Origin of the sequence: Paraeggerthella hominis (genome assembly GCF_021044775.1) — a bacterium.
GTDB classification, from domain to species: Bacteria; Actinomycetota; Coriobacteriia; order Coriobacteriales; family Eggerthellaceae; genus Paraeggerthella; species Paraeggerthella hominis.
The window spans coordinates 91,905-116,772 of sequence record NZ_JAJNOQ010000009.1 but is presented as its reverse complement, the minus strand read 5'-3'; the positions used below and the strand labels follow the sequence as shown (position 1 = coordinate 116,772).

The window sequence follows — 24,868 nt, the reverse complement described above, 5'->3', positions numbered from 1 at the left end:
CTCCAGGTAGCAGGCCGAGCGCGCCAGGTCCATCGCCCTCCACAGCCTGGGGGCCCCGCGGTTCGCCATGTCGTAGAAGTCGCAGGCCCTGCCGCATACGGGGCAGCGGCGCTGCTCGCGCTTGTGGGGCCGGACGCTCACGACGATGCGCTCGGCCTCGATGCGCGCGCCCAGGACGACCGTGCGGGCCAGACCGAGGGCGAGAAGTAGTAGACTCTTCATGCGTCACACCTCTTCGGTTGTCTGAATTTGGCTTAGCAATCATAGGCGGATGACGCGGAAACGGCCCCTCCCGGGGCCGTTTCAGTTCCAGATCGTTGTTTTCGCCCGCTGAGCTGGGCCTATGCCGGAATCTCTCCCACAGAAACCACCGAAGAGCCAAAAAACACTGGTTATGACGTAAGCTCCTTTGCCCGTGATTGGCTTGCAGCCGTCCGCAGGAAAACCCCTGCAATCAAGAAGGTCTACTCGGTATTCAAGGACTACGTAAAGGCAGAGGCGTTCGACACGAGGGTGTTGCTTGAAGAGCTTTTGAAATACTCGAAGCACTTCAAAACGATTGCCTCCGCAAATTCCGGCAACCATAAGCTGGACGCTGTTTTGAGACGACTCATCCTCTTGGATATGAGCGTCATGAATCCGTTCACCTTGAACCTACTCGAGTACAGGCGCTGTGGCGAGATTAGCGACCAAGAGGTAATCGAAACGCTCAAGTCAGTGGAGACTTACCTCTTCAGGCGCTGGGTTTGCAAGGTTCCAACCAACGCGCTCAACAAGGTCTTCGAGACCCTTCATAGTGAGGTCCTGAGAGGCGTTAAGGACGGCGGTGCTTATCCTGAGGTCTTGAATAAAGTCCTCCTCTCTAAGGAAGGAAGCGGACATTTTCCTGATGACGCCGAGTTTATTCAAGCGTTTGAGGAAAGAGACTTCTACAGAATTGCAAGCTACAAGTACTACCTCTTCGATCGGCTCGAAAACGGCGATAGCTTAGAGAGGGTCAACGTCATTGACAATCTTCGCGAAGAATCCTTCAGCGTTGAGCACATCATGCCTCAGACTCTTTCGACGAGTTGGCAGCAGGATTTGGGCGACGATTTCGCCGCAATTCACGCAAGGTGGCTGAACAGCATGGCGAATCTGACGCTTACCGCCTATAACTCCAAATACAGCAATAGGCGCTTTGTCGAGAAGCGAGACATGGAGAACGGATTCAAGCAGTCTGGCTTCAGGATCAACGGCTTTGTTTGCCAACAGGAAGCCTGGGGCGAAGAGCAGCTGAAGGCTCGCAACGAACTCATGAAGAAGAAGTTCCTGGAGCTTTGGCCATCCATCGAGTCCGACTTCGAGTGGAGCAACGACGCCTACGAGGAGCATGCCCTCGATGACGATTTCTCCTTCACCGGCAGACAGATTGCCGCATACAGCTTCATGGGATCTCGCTTCACCGCGAAGACGTGGGTTGACATGATCTGCGGTGTTCTCTCCATGGTTTACGAACTCGATCCAGTTGTCTTCCATAAGTTCGTTCCTGAGGGTTCCGAATTCCCAGGAAGGTATTTCTCTTGGAAAGAAAGTGACTACTGCTTCAAAGTCGGAGAGGGGATCTACTTCAACCCAGGCAGCTCCACTTCGGTAAAAATTGAAACTCTCAAAATCATTTTTGAGGCAGCGGGCATTGATTGCTCGGAACTTTTGATTGAACTGTACAAGTCGAAGACCGAGGATCCCGATTAGCTACCAGGGGAGGGTTTGGTGGAGTTCGCTCTACCCCGCCCTCCCTTGGTTATATAATGCCAAACAGAGCCAAATTGTTACACGAATCGCCGTGACCCCCGTGACCCCAGAGAACAGCCCAAATGACCCGAAAAACCGTGACCCAAATTTGACCCCATGGATTTTCGGCAATTTTTGAGACTGGGTGTAAATAGGATTCACTAGAACAAACTGCGACAAACTGGGACAAACTGGAGAGAGTTTTTAACTATTGAGTGGGAGTAGGCTGATAGGGTTCTGACCTGCATTTTTGAGTGCCGCACTGTGCCGCTGAGTTTCGTTTCGTACGAGAGTCATGGCAAAGCCGCCAGCGATGTTGGTGAGTAAATACGATAACCGAGCCTCCGTTCCCGCGTTGGGACGGAGGCTTTTTCTTTGTCGTTTTACTCCCTTTCACCTGCGATTTCGCAATTTACTCCCCCGTGTTTCAAGACGGCAAGGCACGGTGCGGCATTCGGAGGAACGGGAGTAAGGATTCATCCCAAGTGAGTAGACGCGCGATTTTTGTCTCCGAGAGCCAAACGGGGCCGTTTCGGGGCCTGTGAAACTCAAATCGAACTCAATAGGCTTTTCGGCGGTCTTCTCACAGCGTTTTCCCAGGTGGTTAATGGGGAGTAAAGAATCTCGCCGCCTCAATGAAAACGGGAGTAACCAGGGGAAATGCCGCGGCGTACTGCCGCGTGCCGCCGTGTAAGCCACCGCGTCATTTACTCCCCAGGTGCGCCGGAAATGCCTTGGCATGCAATGGGGAGTAAAAACTCAGCTTACGCAGGCCCGAGCGGCGCTCGCCGCCTGGTCCACCGTCCTGATTCGGTTGCGTTGATCGCGAAATGCGGAGAGCCGCTACAGCGAGGCTTTCCAGTCCTCGTATTCGTCGGCGTCGATCTTGCCGTTTTCGAGCTGCGCGCGCTTCTCTGCCCACAGTTCGATCGCCATCGCGGCTTTGGGCGCGTGCGGCGCCTTGGGGTTCAGGGAGAGGCCCGTGCCGTCGGCTGCGGGCACGATGCCGAAGGAGTCCTCGAGCCGCACGAGCAGCGACATGAGGTCGCCCGCAGTCTCGACGCCGTAATCCTTGAGGGCGTTGACGGACACGCCGAGCGCCGCGGAGATGGACTCGAGCAGCTCGGGCTTCACGGCGCGGATGCCGCTCTCGTAGTGGCGCACGGCCCCCTCGGTCAGGCCGACCGCCTCGGCGAGCTGCGCCTGCGTCATGCCGCGCGACTTGCGGTACCGCCTTATGTTCTCGCCTACGGACATGAGCCCTCCTCCTGGAATTACGTACCAGCACATCTTATCAGCGTACGCAAATGTACGCAATTCTATTGACAGTACAGATATGTACGTTTACTCTGAATCTGTGAACCGTACGTATCCGTACGCCATTGATTGGAGGAGCCATGGACGAGAAGGTGGCGAAGACGCCGAGGCCGCACATGCTGGACGCCGACGAGGTCGCGGAGCTGCTGAGGATCAAGAAAGGCAGCGCCTACGAGGTGATCAGGAAGATAAACGCCGAGCAGGAGGCGCGCGGGCGCGTGGTCATCCGCGGGCGCGTTCGAAGCGACGTCTTCGACGCCCTGTACTTCCCGGAGGTGGACTGACATGCCCGTGTACAAGGACGACGGCAACGGCACGTTCTACGTGCAGTGCTACTACCGCGACGCCCGCGGCTCGAAGCGCCACAAGACGAAGCGCGGCTTCTCCTCCGAGGTGGAGGCCGCAGTGTGGGAGAGCCAGTTCAAGAGCCTTAACGGCGGGGCCATGGACATGACGTTCTCCGAGTTCGTCGAGGTGTACGCCTCCGAGGTGAAGCCGCGCATACGCGAGCACACGTGGATCACCAAGGAGTACATCATCAACGACAAGCTCGTGCCGTTCTTCGGGGACATGCGCATGTGCGACGTGAGGCCGATCGACGTCATCAGGTGGCAAAACGAGCTCACCGAGCACCGGGACGCCGACGGGAAGCCCTGGGCACCGACGTACCTGCGCACAGTGAACAACCAGCTCAACGCCATCTTCAACCACGCCGAGCGCTACTACGGCCTCAGCGACAACCCGGTGCGCAGGGTCGACAAGATAGGCTCGAAGAAGGGCGGCGAGATGCAGTTCTGGACCAAGGACGAGTACCTGAGGTTCAGCGAGGCCGTCATGGACAAGCCTCTCTCATTCCACGCCTTCGAGCTGCTTTACTGGACGGGCATACGCTGCGGCGAGCTCCTGGCGCTCACGCCGTCCGACTTCATGCTGGAGAGCTCGCGGCTGCGCATCAACAAGTCGTACCAGAGCCTCAACGGCGTTGACACCGTGACCGACCCCAAGACGCCCAAGTCCGTGCGCACGATCGTCATGCCCGCCTTCCTGCGCGACGAGATGGCGGACTTCATCGAGATGCGCGACGACGTCGCCCCCGACGAGCGCCTGTTCGCCGTGACCAAGCACTTCCTAGCCCACGAGATGGAGCGCGGGTGCAAGGCGTCGGGCGTGAAGCGTATCCGCATACACGACATACGCCACAGCCATGTGAGCCTGCTGATAGAGATGGGCTTCTCCGCGCTGGCCATCGCCGAGCGCATGGGCCACGAGGCGGTGGACATCACCTACCGCTACGCGCACCTGTTCCCCACGAAGCAGGACGAGATGGCCGCCGCGCTCGACGGGGCGAGGGGGTAAGAAGGATGCCGTGCGAGAACAGCGCCCGCAAGCGCAGCAAGACGATGGCGTTCCGCTGCACGCCCGAGGAGCGCAAGCTCATATGCGAGATGGCAGCCTGGAGCGGCATGAACAGGCAGGACTACATCATCGCCAAGCTCACCGATACCCAGGTCGAGGTGAGGCCCTCCGTGAGCGTGCAGAAGGCACTGAGGGACTCGATGGCGGAATTGGCCAAGGAGGTGCGGCTGGCGGCCTCCTACGGCGAGCTGAGCGAGTCCCTGCAACAGAGAATTGAGCACGTGATGAGGTTCTTCCTAGCGCTCGGCGAGCCTGTTGACGCGCCGACGGAAGAGACATCGCCACGAACTACGTTTTTGGAAGAGCCGGTTCCATCCGTCATCGATGCGGGTTCCGACACCGCAAGCATCTTCGAGATGGGACGCAGGTAGGGCCTAGCGCCAGACCTCCAACGCCTTGTCCGCAAGCCATTCGGCGCGATCGGCGATATCGCCCTCGTTCCAAGACTCCTTCTCTAGGGCGCCGGCCATGGTCGCAAGGCCGGCGGCGCAGAGGACAAGGCCGTCCTTGTATCCCTTTCCCTGCTTCTTGGTGGGCCAATCGGCATCGCGGATGGAGGCGTTGAGCGAATGCGTGATGATGGCGAGGTTGCCGAGCGTGAGGAGCTTCCGGTCCCTTCGCGTGGCAGCCTCATCGTCGAGGGCTCCCCATTTGTTGCGCCACTTCTTGGGCATCATGTGCTCGAGGGTGTACTGGTTGAACCCGAGCAGGGCCGTGCTGCTCATGCCTGGGCGAATGGCGCTTTCCAGCAGATAGAGGACGCCCTTGGACTGGAGGTTGTACAGACACGATTCCTCGAATGCCGCTCGAACCTCGGCGTCGCCGGGCATGTACGTCGTCGCCTCGTCATTGGCTTCGAGAGCCTTCCTCAGCGCCTCCGCGTCCTTCACCTCGTTCAGGATCAGCGAGGTGAACAGCCTGTTGTAGTTCTTCGTGGTCGCCTGAACCAGCGTTCGGCGGACGATGTAGCTCTCAAGCAGGGCGTAGATCTTAGATTCCTCGCCCGAAGACTCCGCGTTCTTTCGAACGTAGAGCACGTACGGGATGAGCGTCGAGTTCTTGAGGCCGAATATCAGCACGTTCAGGCGCTCGACGCCGGAAGCGGAGGGGATGTCCGCGTCGCAGTAGCCAGGGTCGAACGTGGACTCGAACGCCTCGGCATACGCCTTCATGTTGTCGAGAATCTCGACCTTGTCGCCGTTGCAGTACCTGCCGATGAAATCCTTGTAGGACTGGAAGAGGTTCGAAGTACGCGAATAGAAGAGCTTGTCCTCGGTCGTGACGCCACGCCTCTTGTCCTGGACCAGAATCTGGAGGAACGCGTCGAAGAAGAGGTCGACGAGCGTGCGCTTGATGCGCCCGGTAACGATCTCCTGCTCCCAATACTCCCTCTTCTCAGCCGTGGGCTCGAAGACGTCTTCCCAGCACTCCTTGAACGCCTGCTCGTTCTCGCGGTTGAAGAAGTAGTTCTTAAGGAGCTCCGCCGTCGTCAGGCGCACCCCGAGCGAGTTGATGGTGTCGAATATCTGCTGCTCGTCCTCGCCCTCGGTAAGGTCGATGCAGACGAACTGGACGTTCGACTTGATCGTGTTCCTGTCGACCTTCTCCGGGTCGATATTCTTGAGGAAGTAGTTGTAGGCAAGGACGATGGCCGAGGAGCCCTCGAGGGGTTCGCAGCCCGTGGCGCTGACGACCTTTTCGAAATCCTGCCGGTCGTACTTGCCGTGCCGCAAGGCGACATCGCCGGTCTCCAGGACGAAATCTCGCTCAAACAAATTGTTGGTGCCGTTTTTTGCACAGAGTGCCTTGAAGAAGATGACCATGGTCGTGAGTCGCTGCTGGCCGTCGATGACGGTGCGAACCTCGGAGACCTCGGACCAGGTGTTGCCGGAGGAGGCCTGCTTCAGGATGATGGAGCCCAGGAAATAGGGCCGCTTCGAGGCCGTGACGAACTCCATGTCGCCGAGGAAACGCTCCCATTGCTCTTCTCCCCAGACGTACGCCCTTTGGTAGAAAGGTATTTCGAGCAGGCGCGATCCGTTGAACACGCCGCTTATCGTTGCTTTTCCTGCATCCATCCTTAAAGCCCTATCTATCCTTTGCGGTTATTGCTGGCGGGGTCAATTTTATCAATACGCTGCTTGACCCTTTAATGTTCCCGGTCCTTGCCGTCTTCTCCCCAGAAGGTGCTCGAAGATGATGCGCAGGTCCTCGTCATCAAGGCAGCCGCCCTCGAGGCAGCCACGGTCGATGGTATCGATCATCGTCTGCCCCTTCTTCTTCGAGCGGTCGTAGATCACTGTGTCGAGGGATAGCTCCCTGCCGTCGCGCGTGAACATCTCGTGCATGAATTCGGCACTGTTCGCTTGACTCCAATCGCGTACCGCGTGCTCGAGCGGGCCGCTTCCCCTCGATATGGCGACATCCCAATGCTCGCAGTTAAGCAGAAGAAGTCGGTTCATGAACTCGACGCCCGAAAAACCGAGTCTCGCAAACGGCGGAAATAGAGGGTCATCTGAAAAGACCGCAGCATACTCACTGCTCAACGGCATATACGCGAGATGAAAATCGTACGAGTCGTCCTCGGGCCCGATGATGAACATAGGCATCGACGTCGTAACGAACCCTGAGCCGACGGGTGCCCTAAGGATGGAGAAGCTCTTCTCAAAAAAAGCCTTTCGAATACGGTTAACTGGCACAATATCATCGTTGGAGAAGAGCATGGTTGCGGCGGCGGCAAGCTCGACCACCGCTTGGGAATCCCCGCGCCAATCCGACCAATCGAGCAAGCCGAGCTCATAGGGTGTCAGATGAACGTTTCTGAGCAGCTCTTCGGCAGTCTCGCGTGACCATTTCTTGTCGACGCGCATACTGATAGGGTGCCGGACGATGATATTTGCTGCCAGCTCGCAAACGGCGGCTTTCCCATCAGAATACCCTTCGTCTTCGCACTGGTCTTCTTTCTGGCGTTCCAAAAAGCGATCGTAAAGCGGCGCGATGCGGCTCTCGAGCTCAGATAGCTTAACCTCGATGAGGTTCTGCGCATAGAATCTGTCTGTCGCATCGCCTGTCGCATCGGCATGCTCGACCTCATAAAGATCGCGCATGCTGCAAAGGTTCTCGCAATTCGTGCGGAAGAAGGAGCCCTTCTGTCTGCTGTAGGCATGAAGCTGCCCGGAGGAATCCGCGAAATGGCGCAGGTAGAACCGCGGCACCCAGTGCTGCTTTCGCGTCATCTTTCCGGGCAGCTTCGACATCCTAAGCCTTCACCGCCTCGTATTGGTAGGTCGTGCGCACGTTGTAATGGAAGTCGTTTCCGAGGTCCAGCGCCTCGAAGTGCTTCTTGGCGCAGACGATCTTGATCTTCTCCGCGTCGCGCAGGGCGGGCTCGCCGTTCTTGCCGCCCTTGGTCTCGGTCACGAAGTACACGCGGCGCTCGCCGTCGGCCTCCTCGACGTACGCCCAGTCGGGGTTGTAACTGCCGAGCGGCGTGTCGATCTTGAACGCCGAGGGCAATTTCGCGAACACGAGAACCTCCTCCTGCTTGTCTAGAGCCTCGGCAAAGGAGCGCTCGACCCCCGCCGAGTCGTAGACCACGTAGTTGTACAGGCTCTTGCTCGTCATGTCCGGCTTCCACGCGTTCTGCCCAAGGTAGGCCGTGTAGTCGTCAAGCTCGAGGTCGCGCATGGTGTACCACTCGTCCTCGGGAAGGCGCACGTACTTGATGCCCTGGGCGATGAGGTCGTTCTTCACGCGGTTGATCTTGTCGCCGACCTGCGCGAGGAAGGTCGCGGGGTCGATCTCGAACTCGTCGAGGCGGCTGCAGCCCTCGAGGATCGCCTTGATGGTGCCGCGGGTGAGCCCGACGGCGTCCTGCAGCTCTGCGATCGGGTCGGGAAGGTCGTATTTCACCTTTCCCGAAACGGACACCACGGAGGTGCCCGTGCCCTCGGCGCTCACGCCCGCGTCGTCGATGCCCAGCGAGGCACGCTCGCTCGTCACCTGGGGCGGGCGCACGGCGAGCATGCCGTCGACAGCTTCGATGGCATGCTCGATGAGCTTGCCGGAGTCGACCTCGACCTGGAAGCGCGTGCGCTGGCGGATGCGGTCCCACAGGGCCTGGAACGCAGGGTCGAGCGTGACGTCCTTCTGCAGCTCGACCGAGACCTCCTTGGCCTTGTCACGGATCTGGACCCTCTGGGACTTGTGGATGATGATCGCCTCGACCTGCTCCTTGGCAGGCTCGAGCTCGGCGGGGAGCTCGACCTTGCCCTCCTCGGCGGCCGCCTTCAGCTCGGGCGTCACCGCGCCCTTGCCGTCGACCATGCCGGTCGCGACGAGGTGGTCGTAGACCTGCTTGGACTTCTCGTAGCCCAGGCGCTCCTCGACGCCATCATCGCCCTTGACCGTGACCTTCGTGAAGCTCTCCGGAGTGATGACGCCGAACTTGAAGTCCTCAGCCTCAAGCTCCTTCTGCAGGCCGTTGGCGAAGTCGTCGTAGCTCTCGTTCGCGATGACGGTGAGCACGTTCGCCTCTGGGTCGTACAGGCGCTCGCCATCCTGGTTCACGCACAGGCGCAGACCGCGGCCGATCTTCTGGCGCTTGGTCAGGTTGTCCTTTGTCTCGACGAGCGTGCAGATCTGGAACACGTTGGGGTTGTCCCAGCCCTCCTTGAGCGCGGAGTGGCTGAAGACGAAAGAGACGTCCTTGTCCGCGTCCTTGCCGTCCGGGAAGGAGATGAGCGTCTCCTTCTTCTGCATGATGAGCTCGAAGGCCCCGGCGTCGTCGGCGGTGCCGGCGGCTCCCTTGGAGTCCTTGAACTTGCCCTTCTTGTCCTTGGCGAAGTATCCCTGGTGCACGGCGTGGGGGTCGCGCACCAGCGGGGCGCCGACGGCTTCGTAGCACTCGAGCCACGTGCCCTTGCCGATCCCCGCCGCCTTTGCGATGCGACGAGGCGCCTTCGAGTTCAGGGCACCTGCGTACTCCTCCTCAAACATCAGGGCGTACAGGCCGCCGTGGACTTCGGGCTCGTAGACGCGGTATCGGTCGACGCGGTCGATGAAGAAGAGCGAGAGCACCTTCACGCCGCGCGGCCACAGCTCGAACTGGCGGGCCAGGTGGTCCTCGATGGTGCGGCGGATCTGCGCGCGCTTGACGACCTCCTCGTTGACGTCGCCCAGCGCCTCGCCGAGCTCGAGCACCTCGCCGTTCTGGAACTCTATGAACTCGTCGCCCACTGCGGCGCCGATGTTGTTGACCACCCAGCCGCTCTCGTAGTCGCTGTTCTCGCCGCTCTTCTGGTAGAGGTCGTTGCCGGTCTTCACCGTGACGGCCTTGCGCTTCTGCGTGCCGTCGGCCTGGCGCACGTCGATGGACACCTTGGCGGAGAACGGGTCGGACTTGACGGACTCGAGCCTCACGTACGCGCCGTTGAGGTTCGCCTCGGCCTTGATCGAGTCCACGCAGATGCCCTTCACCAGGTGGCGCTCGAAGGCGTCGACCGGCGTGAGGCGGTAGATCATGTTGTAGGCCTGCTTGTGCGTGGCCGAGTAGCGCAGCACGAACAGCGGGTTCAGGCTCTTGATGGCGGCCTTGGCCTGCTTGGTGTTGTCGACGCTCTGGGGCTCGTCGATGATGACGACGGGCTTGCAGGCGCTCACGAGCTCGCGAGGGCTGAAGCCGCCGGTGAGCTTCTCGCTGGGACGGTGGAAGAGGTTGCCCTCCTTCGCGGTGCCATCCTTCTCGAGGCCCTTGTTGAACGCGTCGATGTTGATGACCATGACCTGGATGGAGCTCGACGTGGCGAAGTTACCCACCGGCCCCATGTCCTTCGAGTCGTACACGAAGTAGTCGAGCGGCGTGCGGTCGTAGAGCGTCTCGAAGTGCCTGCGGGTGGTCTGGAGGCTCTTGAGGACGCCCTCGCGGATGGCCACGCTCGGCACGACGATAACGAACTTGGTGATGCCGTAGCGGCGGTTTAGCTCGTAGATGGAGCGGATGTAGACGTAGGTCTTGCCGGTGCCGGTCTCCATCTCGACGGTGAAGTCTCGCAGGCGCCCATCGGTGAGGACGTCGGTTGCCGGGAGGCAGCCCTCCTCCTGCACGGCGTGCAGGTTGTCGAGGAGCTGGCCCGGCGCCACGCGAAGCTCGTTGCCGTGGCCGACCATGAGCTCGCCGATTGCCGTCTGGCCTTTGCGGCCGGAATCGGCGGAGAATACGCTGCCAATAAATTGTTGTCCGCGGAACAGGTCGCAGGTTGCTTCGATGGCCTCCAGCTGGTGCTGCTGGTCGGATGAGAACTTGAACTCGAGCGCCGCCATGCTAGACCGTCCTCAATTCGATCTCACAGCCCATGCGCTCGCCGGCGTGCTTGAAGATCTGCACGGCGTTGAGCTTGAGGGTGTCGTCGAGGACGGAATCGAGGATGAGAACGCGCCTGGGCTCCATGTCGGCGATGGCCTCGAGCGCCTCAATGGTGAGGCCTCGGGACATGCAGCAGACGAGCTCGTCGCAAGCGACGGACCAGATGGGATAGCCCGCGGCTTCAGACTTCTCGACGGGCAGCGTGAGCTCGAGGCCCCATTTGAGCATCATCTCGAAGACGATATCCATATCGGAGCGATCGGGCTTGACCACGTCGAAGAGGAGCTGACCGGGCTCGGGCTTCTCAATGCCGGACTCATCGAGCTCGAACACACGGAAGCCGATGTCGGGAAGCTGCTTGGGTCCCTCGCCAAGCTTGAGTTGACGGTTGGATTCCTCGAGCTCGGTTTTGATTTTGTCGCCTGCGCGGCGAATGCGTCCTTCGCCTATGTCGCAGAGAGTCTCATACCCGTCCTTGTAGGCGTCGCGTTTCGGGTCACAAGGCTCTGGAAGCTGGACAAGGATAAACTGATAGCGATCATCTTTTCCGAGCTCCTGCAGGAACATGGCATGGGCGGTCGATGCTGAGCCTGAGAAAAAATCAAGCACAATATCACCCGTGCTTAAATGCTCATGTACGGTAAGGAAGCAAGCAACCGAAAACAAGAGATAGACCGCCAGCACTACACTATTCCGAACCAAAGACCAAAAGATAAGCATTGTGGGAAAATCTAAACTTTTGGATTTTCCTACAATGCCAACTACGGCGGAATCCCTCCCACTCCTTATATCTTTCTGTATACATTGAATTTGTATTTAGTAAAATGCAGACAACACCACGGATCGGCTTTTGGTTGGACAATTCCAACCAAACACCACAGCAGACAGCAGAAAACATTCTGAACGCTAGGAAGCCGGTATGATTGTTACATATAAGGGGAAGAAAAATTTCTTTTAGGTACTTGCTTTCCTAAAACTGATGTGATACAATGATTTAATCCAGAAAAGGAGTAAAAAATATGCGGCAAGGTATTCTTAAATAAAACTATAATCAAATAGTGGGAACAAAGGATTATGATAGCTCCTTTTGTAGGGGCTTAGTTTTTTGTACCCAATTTAAGAATACTTTTGCCTTATCAATTTTGACATATCCCCAAAAACAGCAATCACAAACAGGTGTATGCTGTATATGTGTATGTCCGCAACTTATAATCCCCAGTGGTAAAAGTATTTTACTGCTGGGGATTTTTATGCCCTTTGGGGCTGTAAAGGGAGGACAATCACATGAAAATAATCAATATTGGAATTCTTGCCCATGTAGACGCTGGAAAGACGACCTTGACGGAGAGCCTGCTATATGCCAGCGGAGCCATTTCAGAACCGGGGAGCGTCGAAAAAGGGACAACGAGGACGGACACCATGTTTTTGGAGCGGCAGCGTGGGATTACCATTCAAGCGGCAGTCACTTCCTTCCAGTGGCACAGATGTAAAGTTAACATTGTGGATACGCCCGGCCACATGGATTTTTTGGCGGAGGTGTACCGCTCTTTGGCTGTTTTAGATGGGGCCATCTTGGTGATCTCCGCTAAAGATGGCGTGCAGGCCCAGACCCGTATTCTGTTCCATGCCCTGCGGAAAATGAACATTCCCACCGTTATCTTTATCAACAAGATCGACCAGGCTGGCGTTGATTTGCAGAGCGTGGTTCAGTCTGTTCGGGATAAGCTCTCCGCCGATATTATCATCAAGCAGACGGTGTCGCTGTCCCCGGAAATAGTCCTGGAGGAAAATACCGACATAGAAGCATGGGATGCGGTCATCGAAAATAACGATGAATTATTGGAAAAGTATATCGCAGGAGAACCAATCAGCCGGGAAAAACTTGCGCGGGAGGAACAGCAGCGGGTTCAAGACGCCTCCCTGTTCCCAGTCTATCATGGCAGCGCCAAAAATGGCCTTGGCATTCAACCGTTGATGGATGCGGTGACAGGGCTGTTCCAACCGATTGGGGAACAGGGGGGCGCCGCCCTATGCGGCAGCGTTTTCAAGGTTGAGTACACCGATTGCGGCCAGCGGCGTGTCTATCTACGGTTATACAGCGGAACGCTGCGCCTGCGGGATACGGTGGCCCTGGCCGGGAGAGAAAAGCTGAAAATCACAGAGATGCGTATTCCATCCAAAGGGGAAATTGTTCGGACAGACACCGCTTATCAGGGTGAAATTGTTATCCTTCCCAGCGACAGCGTGAGGTTAAACGATGTATTAGGGGACCAAACCCGGCTCCCTCGTAAAAGGTGGCGCGAGGACCCCCTCCCCATGCTGCGGACGACGATTGCGCCGAAAACGGCAGCGCAAAGAGAACGGCTGCTGGACGCTCTTACGCAACTTGCGGATACTGACCCGCTTTTGCGTTGCGAATTGGATTCCATCACCCATGAGATCATTCTTTCTTTTTTGGGCCGGGTGCAGTTGGAGGTTGTTTCCGCTTTGCTGTCGGAAAAATACAAGCTTGAAACAGTGGTAAAGGAACCCTCCGTCATTTATATGGAGCGGCCGCTCAAAGCAGCCAGCCACACCATCCATATCGAGGTGCCGCCCAACCCGTTTTGGGCATCCATAGGACTGTCTGTTACACCACTCTCGCTTGGCTCCGGTGTACAATACGAGAGCCGGGTTTCGCTGGGATACTTGAACCAGAGTTTTCAAAACGCTGTCAGGGATGGTATCCGTTACGGGCTGGAGCAGGGCTTGTTCGGCTGGAACGTAACGGACTGTAAGATTTGCTTTGAATACGGGCTTTATTACAGTCCGGTCAGCACGCCGGCGGACTTCCGCTCATTGGCCCCGATTGTATTGGAACAGGCATTGAAGGAATCGGGGACGCAGCTGCTGGAACCTTATCTCTCCTTCATCCTCTATGCGCCCCAGGAATACCTTTCCAGGGCTTATCATGATGCACCGAAATACTGTGCCACCATCGAAACGGCCCAGGTAAAAAAGGATGAAGTTGTCTTTACTGGCGAGATTCCCGCCCGCTGTATACAGGCATACCGTACTGATCTGGCCTTTTACACCAACGGGCGGAGCGTATGCCTTACAGAGCTGAAAGGATATCAGGCCGCTGTCGGTCAGCCGGTCATCCAGCCCCGCCGTCCAAACAGCCGCCTGGACAAGGTGCGCCATATGTTTCAGAAGGTAATGTAAAGATACATAATCGTCAAGACGGCAACAATCAGAAGTTATGGAGGGTAACAATGGAATATAGTAAGGAAGATTTAATGGAAGCAAAAAAGCAAATTTGGGGAGTGGGAGAGAACATGGGAACAGAGGAAAGTAAAAAAATCTGGGAGGAGAACGCACAATTTTGGGATAATGCATTGGCCTCCAGCACGTTCTCCTCGCCGGTTGCCGACGCGTCGAGCAGCGCCATGCGCCCCTTCACGCGGCCCTCGAGCTGGATGTACTCGTCGAGCGCGATGTCCGGCCAGAAGTTGACCAGCTGGATCTGGGAGTTCTTCGATCCCAGGCGGTCGATGCGGCCGAAGCGCTGGATGATACGCACGGGGTTCCAGTGGATGTCGTAGTTCACCAGGCAGTCGCAGTCCTGCAGGTTCTGGCCCTCGGAGATGCAGTCCGTCGCGAAGACGACGTCGATCTCGCCGAGCTCCCGCTGGCTCTCCGGCAGCTCCTTTGAGACGGGAGAGAACCTCGCGAGGATGTTCTCGAAGGTGGTCCTGGGAAGCTTCAGCGAGTAGGTCCGGTTGGAGCTGCCCGCCACCTCGGCGCACTCGATTCCGAGCTCGCGCTTCAGCCAGGGCGCCAGCTGCTCGAAAAGGTACGCCGTCGTGTCGGCGAACGCGCTGAACACCAGCACCTTGCGGTTGCCGGGGTTGTACGGCTCGCTGACCTTGCCCGCGATGAAGTCGCGCAGCTTCACGAGCTTGGCGTCGCGCTCGGGCGTCACCGCGTCGGCATAGGTTAGCAGGGCCCGGAGCACCTGGATGTCGAAGTCGAGGTCCTGGCCCAGGCGCAGGGCGTCGACGTCTCGCAGGTCGACTCGCACCTTGCCGCCGGCCTCGAACTCCTCGGCATCGTCGTCGTCGAACCCGTCCTCGAGGCCCTCGGTGCCGTAGGCGACCCCCGACGCGTCGGCGTCGAGCCTCGCGCGCAGGTCGACGCAGCCGTCGAGGATTCGTCGCAGCGTGATGCGGAAGCTGTTCACGGAGGACTCCATGCGCTTGAGGACGTTGACGCGCATGAGGTTGGCCACCGCCGTCGTGCGGTGGACCTGGCTCTCGAAGTCCTTGCCCCACGTGTCCCCGTAGCGGTCCTCGTACTTGCGGCGCTGGTCGGCGCGCACGTAGGAGAGCACCTGGTACTGGGCGAACGTGAGCTGGGCGATCATGTCGTTGAGCACGGCAATCGGCGGCAGCTCGCCTTCTAGGTCAATGGGCGTCTGAAACGACAGGGGCGGCCGGCGCGCCGGGAAGGTACCGCTCGCGGCGCCGTAGTACTTCGTGATGTGCTTGCGGCTGCGCGCGATGGTCAGCACGTCGAGCAGCTTGAAGTAGTCGGCGTTCACCGCGTTCACGAAGCTCTCGGTCGTGCGCTCGGAGTCGGAGAGCTTGCTCCACTCGTTGAACCTCTGCTGGGCGACGCGCGTCACGTGGGTGATCGACGGGATGCCATCGGTATCGGCGAGGTACGCGTCGTCTCCCTCGGTGATGAGCTCGATCTGGTTTCGCAGGTCGAGCAGGCGGTTGTTCACCGGGGTGGCAGAGAGCATGAGCACCTTCGTGCGCTGGCCCGACTTGATGACGTCCTCGATGAGGCGCGTGTAGCGGTCGGTCTTGTCCGCGTCGGTGCTCTTGTTCCTGAAGTTGTGGCTCTCGTCGATGACGAGGAGGTCGAAGTGGCCCCAGCGCAGGTGCTCGAGGTCCACCTCGCCGCTCATGCCGTGGTAGCGCGACAGGTCGGTGTGGTTGAGCACCGTGTAGCTGAAGCGGTCGTCGGCCAGCGGGTTGCGGTCGTCGTTGTCCTGCGTCCACAGGGTCCAGTTGTCCCGCAGGCGCTTCGGGCACAGCACGAGGATGCGGTCGTTGCGCTCCTGGTAGTACTTCATGACGGCGAGCGCCTCGTAGGTCTTGCCCAGGCCCACCGAGTCGGCGATGATGCAGCCCTTGTACTTCTCCAGCTTGCGGATGGCGCCCACGACGGCGTCCTTCTGGAAGTCGTAGAGCTTGCTCCAGACCACGGACTCCTCGAACTTGAGGCCGGGGCGGATGCCGTTGTCCTCGTCGTCCTCCATGAAGTCGCGGAACAGGTGGTACAGGGTCAGGAAATAGATGAACTCGGGCGGGTTCTCGCGGTAGAGCGTCTCGACCTGGGCGGCCACCTGCGCGGTGACCTCCTCGACCATGGCAGGGTTGTCCCAGACCGACTCGAACATCATCTTGAGGCCGACGGCCTCGGTCGCGTTCTCGAAATGGCTCACGCAGGTCACGGTTCCCGGACGGCGCTCGTAGCCGAGGCCCTCCTGCGTGAAGTTCGCGGCGGCGCCCATGAAGGCGTGGTCGTCGCCGGATGGGTTCTCCACCACGTAGGTGCCGCCCGGCTGAATGGCGCCGGACGTCTTGGCGGACTTGAAGACGCCCTTCTCGCGGATCCACTCGGCGCATTCGCGGGCGAGCGCGCGTTGGTTTAGGTTGTTGCGCAGCGTGAGCTCGAGCCCCGAGCCGCCGACGCCGACCTCGCGCGCGCGGCGGGCTACCTCGAACTCGCGCGGCTCCTTCGAGTCGGCCATGCGCTTGATGAAGGTGGGCTCGCTGAACAGGAAGCGCACCTCGTCGACCTTGGAGAGCTCCTCTTTGAGCTCCCCGTAGGCGAACACGGTGAAATACGAGCTGATTATCGACAACTTCGCGCCGTCGTCGATGGATTCGCCGAGGGCGTCTCCCAGGCGCTCCGCGCCGACGTTGCTTAGCGACTTCACGCCTCTATGCCCCCTTTTTCGCGAGCTCTTCGATCATGCAGGTGCGCACGAAGGCGGAGAAGCTCATGCCCCGCAGGGCCGCCTCCTCCTTCGCCGCGTCGCGCAGGGTGTCGGGGATGCGCAGGGTCACGGAGACCTGGTCGCCGTCCACCAGGAAGCTTCTGATCTCGGTCTCGTCGGGATTGCTCTTGATGAGCTCCTTGTAGCTGTCGGGCATCTGCGCTCCCATCGCTCGAAATGCAATACAAATGCGTTTGCAGCATTATAACGCGACGGCACGCGGCGGCACTGGGAATGCGAGGACAGCCGATGTCCAGGCTTTATATGAGCGCGGACGGCGATGGACGCCCTGATCGGGCTTGGATGGCCGCTTTCGTTCGGGTCCTCATCTCTCGTTTTCGCGAGGTTTGGCGTTTGCCCATTCCTCGGCGTAGAGAACCTCGTTCTGAGCCTCCAAGATTCGCGCGGCGTCGCCGATGCGCTCGGCGCACCTCTCACTTATCGACTTCAGGGCCAGAATCCCCTCGACGTCGAGCGGGTCCAGCTGGTCGGCATGCGCCAGGGACTCGAGCAGCTGGTCCAGGCCCCTCGCCAGCCTCCCGGCATCGCACACGGCATCGATGAGCTCGATGCGCTCCAACTTCTCTTCGTGGCTCAACATCAGCTCGCCTCCTTCTCTCAACGGACGTGTCGCGCAGCACCGTAGCCGTTCCATGCGGAGAACCATCTCGCCGCCCGCGGTCCCGTGCGCATATCGGCCGCAAGCGGCACGGGAAAGCCGTCCGTCCCGACTCATGCCGCGGCGCCGCGACTCGGGAACCCGCCTCCGTCCCCGCCACGACGTCGTCGTCAATCCCCGCGGGAGCCCAGCAACCGCCGATGGGCCGCATCCCATGCCCGGAGGGTCTCGGCGCCCACGCCGGATTCCATGCCGCACGCCTGCGCCCCTTTGATCCGAATACCCGCCCCGGCGCTCCTTGGACGCGCAGGGTCGCACGCCGGCAGGCGGCCAGCAAGGGCCGCGACACTTTTTCGGGTTCTTCGCCCCATGCGCTCCGCGCGCGAACAACGCGAAAAACTGCCGTCGGGAGACTTCTATTTCCATGCCTGACTTCGCTTCCTCCCTTGCAGGCACGCCCGCGCTGCATGCGACTCACGCGGCGCAAGGCACGCCACAGGGGCGGGCCTCAGAGTCTAAGGAGCAAGACATGAACGACATGAAGGAAAAGGCGATGGGCGCGGTCAAGGCCTTCCTCGAGCGCAAGGGCTACGAGATCGTCGACGAGGCCTGGCAGGGACCCGAGGGCATCGGCGGGATCGACCTCGTGGCGGTGGACGAGGACGGGACCCTGGTCTTCGTCGACGCCACGGTCCGGATCGGGACGGACGGCTTCCCCGAGGCCCACAGGGCGCGCGGGCTGCGCGAGGCGCTGGCGGCGAGGTGGCTCGCCGGCAACGGCGACGACTACGCCGACACCCCGGTCCGCTTCGACGAGGTGGCGATGATGGTCGTCAAGGAGAACCGCGCACTCCTTCGCCACCACATCAACTGCTTCGGCGAGATGGAGCCGCTCTCCTAGGCGGCGCGCCCGGCCCCGGGCTCCCGGGGCCGGGCTTTCCCCCGAAACCGGCCCCTGTACCACGAAAACGTACATATACGTACGTTTTCGTGGTACACTCCGCTTGTCGGACAAATCCGTACGGTTTTGTCCCGACGCTCCGAGACTCGGGGCGCGCCGGACCGGATGCGGCGAGGCGCGCCCCACGCTAGAGAGGACGCGACCCATGCGCACGATAGCCATTTCCAACTACAAGGGCGGCGTCGGCAAGACGACGACCGCCGTCAACCTGGCGGCCATCTTCGCCGCCAGGGGCCTTCGGACCCTGCTCGTCGACCTCGACCCGCAGGCGTCTGCCACCGACTTCTTCGGCCTCTACGACCGCGCCGCCTCCGAGCGCCGCACCTCGGTCGAGCTGCTCTACGGCGGCGCGCCCGTGGAAGAGGTCGCTTACGCCGCCGGGGAGGGCCTCGACGTGGTGGCCTCGACCATCGACCTCGTCGACCAGAACGAGATGCTCCTGCGCGAGCAGCGCCTCAAGTTCGCCCTCGACGACGCCTCGGGCTCCTACGACGTCTGCCTCATCGACTGCAGCCCCGTGATGCGCAGGCTCGCCTTCAACGCCTACCTCGCCGCAACGGAGGGCGGCATGGTCGTCATCCCCGTGAAGCTCGACTCCACCGTGATGCGCGGCACGGCGCTCACCGTGGAGGCGACGCGCTCCATCGCGGACGCTCTGCGCATGCCCACGCCCAGATGGAAGATACTGCGCACCTGCGTGCCCGGCCGCATGACCAACGCCGAGGCCACGGGCGCGGCCGTGCTCGACGGGTTCTTCCCGGGCGAGCAGTTCGAGACGGTCATCCACGCGAGCAGCAAGGTCTGCGAGGGCAGCTGGCAATGGAAGCCGGTGGCGGCCTTCGAGCCGGGGAGCCGCCCCGCACGCGACTACGAAGCTCTCGCCGACGAGGTGTCCCGTGAGCTCGCCTAGCCAGGTGGCCGCGGGCTTCACCATCACGGGGCTTCTCGACGGCGCGTCGCGCACCCGCGGGCGCTACCCGGTGTCCGAGATAGCGGTGGCCGACATCGCCGACCACCCGGCGAACGCCGCCTACTCCATGGACCCAACGGGGATAGCCGAGCTCGCCGAGTCCATACGCGAGGACGGCCGACCACTGGCGCGAACGCAGGGTGTGTCATAAAGAGCTTTTTGAGGGTTATTTTAGCGGGCGATCGGAAGAAACATGGCTGTCCAATCGAAATATCGCGAACGCTCTTTACGAGGGAAACACCAACCAGTTAAAAGAACTTGCAGACGCCAGCATCGGCCAAAACACTCTTCTCGTTTTTCTTGAAGAAATAGATTGCCGAGTTGATTTGCTGAGCAGCACAATATTAGACCAACTAATTCCTCTTCTCTTTTATCTTTTAGGGCAGAATACAGAGGAAACGGAGGGATTGCTTGGCTTCGTAACACCCAACGGAAAGATTGAATACATTTTCGAAAAACTGTTTGAGAAAATCGGCAAACAAAGCACCGAGGCAAAAGTTCTGGATGCTATATCGAACATGAACCTAGACGCACTAGCAGCTTTTTCAGCATTCATCAATGGCGAAGAACTCGCTCATGGAAGATTAGCTGCAGAGTCTTCCGATGAAGCAAAACAACATTTGAGCCTGGATGGACTCGTAAGAGTTGAAGGCGCATTTATTGACAGGCTTAAGAAGTTAAGAGAATCCGACAGTTTTTGCTTCAACGAAAAACTCTACATGCTCATGTATCTATGGTCCTGTTTTGACGAACCGGATTTTGTCGAATACTGGAATAGCCTGATCAAAAAAGACCCGGTCAACATATGCCACCTCATAGATGCTGCCTCTGGAAAATGGACTTCATCAACTGGAGCATACGGTTGGACCTTCGGAGCCGATCCCATTGAAAAAGTCGCATCTGAAACAGCGATCGATTCCATGCTGCTATCATTAAAAGAATCTGGAAGGTTTAAAGATATGCCTGATCGAGTGCTCGAAAAAGTCATATCTTTTTATCACGACGGCTTTAAAGATCTTAGGTACAGCAAAAAGAGCGCTCAAGAATGCCGGAAGCATTTCTCAGAATGGAGACAGGAAGCTAAAAAATCCAATCATGCGATAACTATGTCTTGCGAGCGCAACAACTAGAAGGGGACGGCGTGCGACGGCTTTCGAGGAATACAACTGCACCCTTATGACGAGTCGCGTGAGCTCCACGCCCAGGTCAAGCCAGTGCGGCGTAGGCCCGTCCAAGCCGTACTGCCGATCGTTGCACGAAGCTCTCTCGACGCGCTCGAAACAGAGCCCGCACCGCGCTGGAGCAAACGCCTAGAGCCACTTCATCCTTCAAGAGCGATCTAAAAGGATATTCATGAAACGCGATAACCACTGCGCAGAGCTCCTCAAGGCAATGAAGTCGACTAGGGAGCCGTAGACTTCACACTCTGCAGAGGGATCGGCAATTCGGCTTGCACGCAGCATGGAGCTGCGCTCCTCCGCGTACAGCACCTCGTTCTAGGCACGCAGGACGCGCTCGGCCTCCTCGTCGCCCCCGAGAAAACGATACAGGCCGGATGTCAAACAGTTTTGACGAGATTGCGGCCACACGCCAGCCCATCAGGCAAACAATGTAGATCGAGCGCATCAGGTAGGATCAGAAAGCCCGGAAGGAAGACCGTACGGAAATCGGCAACGCAATCCGTAGCCCACACACGAAATCCCCTCGGAATCCCAGCGGCTCACTAGCGGGCGGCGATTCTCCGAATGCCCTGGAGGCTCGATACCTCCTCGAGTATCCCTATGAGCTCGCCCGCTTGGTAGAACGCGCCCCGCTTCGCATTGCCCATCTTCGAGAGAATGCCTCTCTCGCAAGCAGTTTCAACAAGGGAGCGCGCAGCGCGGTCGGTGATTTCGAGATGCTCTGCGACGTATGCGACGTTCACGACGGGTTGCTCCACTAGAAGCGCGGGCAGGTCATGGGAAGCCGACCCTGCGCGGTCCGTGTTGGCAGCGCTCCATGCGTCGAGAACGGCGTCCACGTCGAATGCGATACGCGAACCTATGACGACGGCGAGTTCCAACGCGTCGACAAGGCAGCAGATCATCGGCTCGATATCCCCCGCATGATAGGCATTGAGCGCCCCCATGTACCGCCCCACGTCGTGCAGCAGCCCCGCGGAAACGGGCAAGGTCGAATGCAGGAGGATCTCATCGTTCGCCAGCATGCGGTGCACGAGCGCACGACCCGTGCGGCCGTTGCCATCCGTGAACGGGTGAATGGTCTCGAACTGCGCGTGAAAGATCGCCGCCTTGGCCACGGGCGAGACGTCTTCACGCCCCCCGAACGCGATAAGGTCGTCGAGGCATCCGGGGATGCGCTTTTCATAGGGGGGTACGAAAGACGCCCCATGCGGGCTGTAGGGCGAGCCTCCGATCCACACCTGCTCGTTGCGTAGCCCCCGCCGCTCGGCGGTTCCCGCCATGAGCGCGTCATGAATGCTGCAGATCGAGCCGATGCTCACGGGTCCGCTCTGCCCGACGGCCTCGCGCATGGCAACAACGTTACCCGCAATGAGCAAGGCGTTCGCAGGCGCCTTTTCCGTGAGCTCCGCGAGCGCCACGTTGCTCACACTCGACGTAAGCCGCTCGATCTGGGAACTCGACGAGGATTCGCTCCTCAAGAGGAGCGCTGGAAGATCCCAGTCACGCGCGCCCTGAGCCTCATCGAAGCGCGCCACCGCGACCTCAACCTCGGCGATTCGCCGTTCAAGTTCGGGAGACAGACTGACCGCCTGCTGGGCGATTGCCGCCGGGACCGCCGCTTCGTAAATCGGCAGGATCTTGCGCCTGCGACCCTTGGGTATGAGCGCAAGATCATCGTAATCCCTGTTCCATGCGCACGTCTCGTAGGTAATGCTTGGCCACATGGTCCCTCCCAGCAGATTTAATGCCGATTCCTATTCTTTTACGGAAGTAAATATTAGTTCACTTCCGTTATCTTGGCAAATCGGAATCCGCACGTTGCAAAGCGCATGCCGCTAAGGTGGTAGCCGCGTGCCGATCCCGTGGAAGTACGCAGCCATATGCCACAATCCATCGTATACGCAGCTCAGACACTTACTTCCTCGTCAGCAGCGCTTCCGTTCGCTTCGCCTCCATCCGCCAACGTTGCTGCAGTATCGTGGCTTTATCTGCCTCTTCGAAAACAAATCCGCATCATCTATTGCAATACGATGCAGATAATCGGCCCATGCCGCAACAAAGGCGACTGGATGCGACAATTCGACTATTCGAGTGTCCCTCAAGGGCTTCTGACTCCGAAGACGATGGAGCTGCTCTCGGCAGTCCACGAGCATAGGGGCAAGCAGGCCCTCTACCTCGCCGCTAAGCCGGACGCCCTGGAGGCGCTGACCAAAGTCGCGAGGGTCCAGTCCACCGAGGCGTCCAACCGTATCGCGACACCCTCGCCGCGAGTTCCGTGGGCTGGCATGAGAGCAGCAACTATGTTGGGCCGTTCGTACGCTCCATGCTGGGCGTAATCCTAGCAACATACCGAGAGTTCGAAGAACGCATACCCCCGGTGTCGGAAACCAAGCTCATCAAGACCGAGCGCGAAGAGGCTGCGCTGCGCGACTCCTTTGGCAAGGTGACGAAGCGGCACAGCTCCCAAGCCTGTCCCGACATCAGCACCACCATCGAGCGTGCGCTGGCGAACTTATTGGCGAATGGCAAGGCCGAAAAGACCGAAGCGCCCGCGCTCCCTACCAACCCCTAATTCTCCAAGTACGCCCTATCGAGCAGCGGCTTGACGCTGTCGAGCTCGTCCATGGTGCGGATGCTGCACTCCAGATCGCCCGTACCCCAATGGCCTTTTTCGCGAGCATCGACAACGATGCCGCCCAGCTCAACCGTATCGGGATTCAGATGCATGTGCAGAATCACGCGCGTTCTGTTCACCTCGACGCAAACGATGTTGCGAACTTTTTTGATGGCCAAGTACAACTTGAGCTCGTTTTCGGATACGTCGTCACCCCGTTCTGCCATGTAACGGCGAACCTCATCGACGATCTCACGCAATTCATCCGTCGTTCCGGCGTACTGCTGCGCAAAGGTTTTGTCGTTCGACCTCGACCTCGCAAAGCTTCCGTCGATCGCAGGGGAAGCCAGCGCAACGGTAGACGGCGAATTCAGATACTCAAACATCACCATGTCGCCACCGTTCGCATAGCGGATCAAACGGATATTGCGGTTCATCTGCTTAATCGCATGCAAATCGTACCTGCCGAACGCGTTTGCAATGCAATAAACGGCGGGCGAACTCCAATCTATAGCGTCGGCGGCTTGCCTGCCGAGCTTTTCGATCACCAGTAGCTTGAAGTCCGCACGATGATCGATAAGCCAATCGAGATAGAATAACCCTTGGTTGATGACATTTTCATTGACGTCACGTTTGTATTCGAATATTACCGGGCAATTGTTCTCATCGATCCCAAGGCTATCGATGCGTCCGCCTTGGACATCGGCACCATCGACAAGCGAAACAACATACTCGCTCGCCAGGAATCGCACTCCGAAGAAGGTTTCCATATTCCGTTCGATAAGCCGCTGTATCTCGCGCTCCAAACGTACAGCCTGCAACGCAATAGGCTCGACCTCGGGCTTCAATCGAAAAAGAGTGATGTCGCTCATCGTAAGTCCTTAATCGCAGTAGTAGCGCGAACGAATTCTGCACGCATTGAGATACCGGATTTCCCCGAGATGACGCACGACCTCGAGAACCCGCCTTCACCACCTATCCTAGCACCTATTCCAGCAAGACGAATACACGACTCCCGCCGACTTCGCTACCAGCCAGCTTGCATCTTTCCCCTTTCGAACGTACACTTCAGCTCAACCGATCGGTGACAACGGCAGAAACGAGGGCTTTCATGAGCTTCTGGTCTTCAGCAAGCGGAGCTTCTGTCTGGCGAGGCTACGACTACTTTAAAGAAGGAAAGGCTAAAGCGTACGAGCAGCTGGCCGAAAGTATCTTCGAAAGCTACATGCAGGGATCGGCGAAAGACCCCTACCACACCATCATCGACATCGAGCACCCCAAGCGCTCTCGCTGCAATTGTCCTTTCGCAAAAGACAGACGGGTTATCTGCAAGCACATGATCGCATTATGCTTCACCGCGTTTCCCAGCGAAGCCGATGCCTTCCTGAGCGAAGTCGAGGAATCGAAAAAGGAAGAGGAGCGTCAGCAGCAAGAGCATTACAAAGAAATCGAATGCTACGTCAAAAGCCTGAAGAAGGACGAGCTACAGAAGCAGCTCTACGATGCACTCATCGAGCTTGAGGAGAGGAATAACCGGTACTGGTAGCTTCGCTTAGACGCTAGCAAGCCTTTGAAAACAGGCTCAAGACCTAGGCATC

The 24,868-nt window shown here is 58.9% G+C and carries 21 protein-coding genes and 1 pseudogene; 11 read left to right on the top strand and 11 right to left on the bottom strand.

Annotated features, from left to right (window positions below; genetic code table 11):
- Window positions 1-222, bottom strand: a pseudogene (locus tag LQE90_RS10160) (hypothetical protein); the annotation flags it as partial.
- Window positions 223-513: 291 nt separating this feature from the next.
- Here LQE90_RS10160 and LQE90_RS10155 point away from each other — a divergent pair.
- Complete coding sequence (locus tag LQE90_RS10155) at window positions 514-1,734, top strand: HNH endonuclease family protein (protein WP_216529637.1); 1,221 nt, start codon at window positions 514-516, stop codon at window positions 1,732-1,734.
- Window positions 1,735-2,616: 882 nt separating this feature from the next.
- Here the strand turns inward: LQE90_RS10155 and LQE90_RS10150 are convergent.
- On the bottom strand, window positions 2,617-3,030 hold the full coding sequence (locus LQE90_RS10150) for a helix-turn-helix domain-containing protein (protein WP_022349661.1): 414 nt from the start codon (window positions 3,028-3,030) through the stop codon (window positions 2,617-2,619).
- Between the two features lie 140 nt (window positions 3,031-3,170).
- Here LQE90_RS10150 and LQE90_RS10145 point away from each other — a divergent pair, with 140 nt between their 5' ends.
- The 3 genes from LQE90_RS10145 to LQE90_RS10135 are packed head-to-tail and all read left to right on the top strand — an operon-like array spanning window position 3,171 to window position 4,877.
- On the top strand, window positions 3,171-3,374 hold the full coding sequence (locus LQE90_RS10145; protein WP_006681531.1) for a hypothetical protein: 204 nt from the start codon (window positions 3,171-3,173) through the stop codon (window positions 3,372-3,374).
- Window position 3,375: 1 nt separating this feature from the next.
- Window positions 3,376-4,446 (top strand): site-specific integrase, encoded by a 1,071-nt coding sequence (locus LQE90_RS10140; RefSeq protein WP_022349660.1) that lies wholly within the window; start codon window positions 3,376-3,378, stop codon window positions 4,444-4,446.
- 5 nt (window positions 4,447-4,451) lie between these two features.
- Window positions 4,452-4,877 (top strand): plasmid mobilization protein, encoded by a 426-nt coding sequence (locus LQE90_RS10135; protein ID WP_032746262.1) that lies wholly within the window; start codon window positions 4,452-4,454, stop codon window positions 4,875-4,877.
- 3 nt (window positions 4,878-4,880) lie between these two features.
- Here LQE90_RS10135 and LQE90_RS10130 read toward each other — a convergent pair whose 3' ends face one another.
- From LQE90_RS10130 to LQE90_RS10115, 4 genes are read right to left on the bottom strand one after another with little or no spacing between them, the layout of a single operon-like run.
- Window positions 4,881-6,584: a DUF262 domain-containing protein gene (locus LQE90_RS10130; RefSeq protein ID WP_216529636.1), complete on the bottom strand. Its 1,704-nt coding sequence runs from the start codon at window positions 6,582-6,584 to the stop codon at window positions 4,881-4,883.
- 51 nt (window positions 6,585-6,635) lie between these two features.
- Window positions 6,636-7,763: a DUF4238 domain-containing protein gene (locus LQE90_RS10125; protein WP_087190429.1), complete on the bottom strand. Its 1,128-nt coding sequence runs from the start codon at window positions 7,761-7,763 to the stop codon at window positions 6,636-6,638.
- Window position 7,764: 1 nt separating this feature from the next.
- Window positions 7,765-10,827, bottom strand: coding sequence for a type III restriction-modification system endonuclease (locus LQE90_RS10120; RefSeq protein ID WP_216529635.1), 3,063 nt, complete (start codon window positions 10,825-10,827; stop codon window positions 7,765-7,767).
- Between the two features lies 1 nt (window position 10,828).
- Window positions 10,829-11,554, bottom strand: a complete 726-nt coding sequence (locus LQE90_RS10115) for a hypothetical protein (RefSeq protein WP_200799569.1) — start codon at window positions 11,552-11,554, stop codon at window positions 10,829-10,831.
- Window positions 11,555-12,154: 600 nt separating this feature from the next.
- Here LQE90_RS10115 and tet(W) point away from each other — a divergent pair.
- Window positions 12,155-14,074: a tetracycline resistance ribosomal protection protein Tet(W) gene (gene tet(W), locus LQE90_RS10110; RefSeq protein WP_216529634.1), complete on the top strand. Its 1,920-nt coding sequence runs from the start codon at window positions 12,155-12,157 to the stop codon at window positions 14,072-14,074.
- Window positions 14,075-14,102: 28 nt separating this feature from the next.
- Here tet(W) and LQE90_RS12570 read toward each other — a convergent pair whose 3' ends face one another.
- The 3 genes from LQE90_RS12570 to LQE90_RS10090 form a co-directional block, all read right to left on the bottom strand.
- On the bottom strand, window positions 14,103-16,862 hold the full coding sequence (locus LQE90_RS12570; protein ID WP_216529633.1) for a helicase-related protein: 2,760 nt from the start codon (window positions 16,860-16,862) through the stop codon (window positions 14,103-14,105).
- 4 nt (window positions 16,863-16,866) lie between these two features.
- Entirely contained in the window at window positions 16,867-17,079 is a 213-nt protein-coding gene (locus LQE90_RS10095) for a YlcI/YnfO family protein (RefSeq protein ID WP_227561562.1), read from the bottom strand.
- 168 nt (window positions 17,080-17,247) lie between these two features.
- The gene (locus tag LQE90_RS10090) at window positions 17,248-17,523 is read right to left on the bottom strand and encodes a hypothetical protein (RefSeq protein WP_052118776.1); all 276 of its coding nucleotides are present in this window, start codon (window positions 17,521-17,523) and stop codon (window positions 17,248-17,250) included.
- A gap of 547 nt (window positions 17,524-18,070) precedes the next feature.
- On the opposite strand from LQE90_RS10090, the gene LQE90_RS10085 reads away from it, so the two are divergent.
- The 4 genes from LQE90_RS10085 to LQE90_RS10070 all read left to right on the top strand — a co-directional run bounded on the left by LQE90_RS10085 (window position 18,071) and on the right by LQE90_RS10070 (window position 20,602).
- A complete protein-coding gene (locus LQE90_RS10085) occupies window positions 18,071-18,442 on the top strand; it encodes a YraN family protein (protein ID WP_096227021.1) in 372 nt (123 codons plus the stop codon).
- Window positions 18,443-18,647: 205 nt separating this feature from the next.
- Window positions 18,648-19,412, top strand: coding sequence for a ParA family protein (locus tag LQE90_RS10080; RefSeq protein WP_033499416.1), 765 nt, complete (start codon window positions 18,648-18,650; stop codon window positions 19,410-19,412).
- Window positions 19,399-19,623, top strand: a complete 225-nt coding sequence (locus LQE90_RS10075; protein WP_216529632.1) for a hypothetical protein — start codon at window positions 19,399-19,401, stop codon at window positions 19,621-19,623. The genes LQE90_RS10080 and LQE90_RS10075 overlap by 14 nt, the downstream gene beginning before the upstream one ends.
- On the top strand, window positions 19,613-20,602 hold the full coding sequence (locus LQE90_RS10070) for a hypothetical protein (RefSeq protein ID WP_216529631.1): 990 nt from the start codon (window positions 19,613-19,615) through the stop codon (window positions 20,600-20,602). Before LQE90_RS10075 ends, LQE90_RS10070 begins: the two co-directional genes overlap by 11 nt.
- 593 nt (window positions 20,603-21,195) lie before the next feature.
- Here the strand turns inward: LQE90_RS10070 and LQE90_RS10065 are convergent.
- Complete coding sequence (locus LQE90_RS10065) at window positions 21,196-22,380, bottom strand: Fic family protein (RefSeq protein ID WP_216529630.1); 1,185 nt, start codon at window positions 22,378-22,380, stop codon at window positions 21,196-21,198.
- Between the two features lie 653 nt (window positions 22,381-23,033).
- Here LQE90_RS10065 and LQE90_RS10060 point away from each other — a divergent pair.
- A complete protein-coding gene (locus tag LQE90_RS10060) occupies window positions 23,034-23,228 on the top strand; it encodes a hypothetical protein (protein WP_216529629.1) in 195 nt (64 codons plus the stop codon).
- On the opposite strand, the gene LQE90_RS10055 is transcribed toward LQE90_RS10060, so the two are convergent.
- Complete coding sequence (locus LQE90_RS10055) at window positions 23,225-24,142, bottom strand: DUF5655 domain-containing protein (protein ID WP_231088286.1); 918 nt, start codon at window positions 24,140-24,142, stop codon at window positions 23,225-23,227. The two genes, LQE90_RS10060 and LQE90_RS10055, sit on opposite strands and share 4 nt — an antisense overlap.
- Window positions 24,143-24,381: 239 nt before the next feature.
- Here LQE90_RS10055 and LQE90_RS10050 point away from each other — a divergent pair, with 239 nt between their 5' ends.
- A complete protein-coding gene (locus LQE90_RS10050; RefSeq protein WP_216529628.1) occupies window positions 24,382-24,816 on the top strand; it encodes an SWIM zinc finger family protein in 435 nt (144 codons plus the stop codon).
- Window positions 24,817-24,868 lie beyond the last annotated feature (52 nt).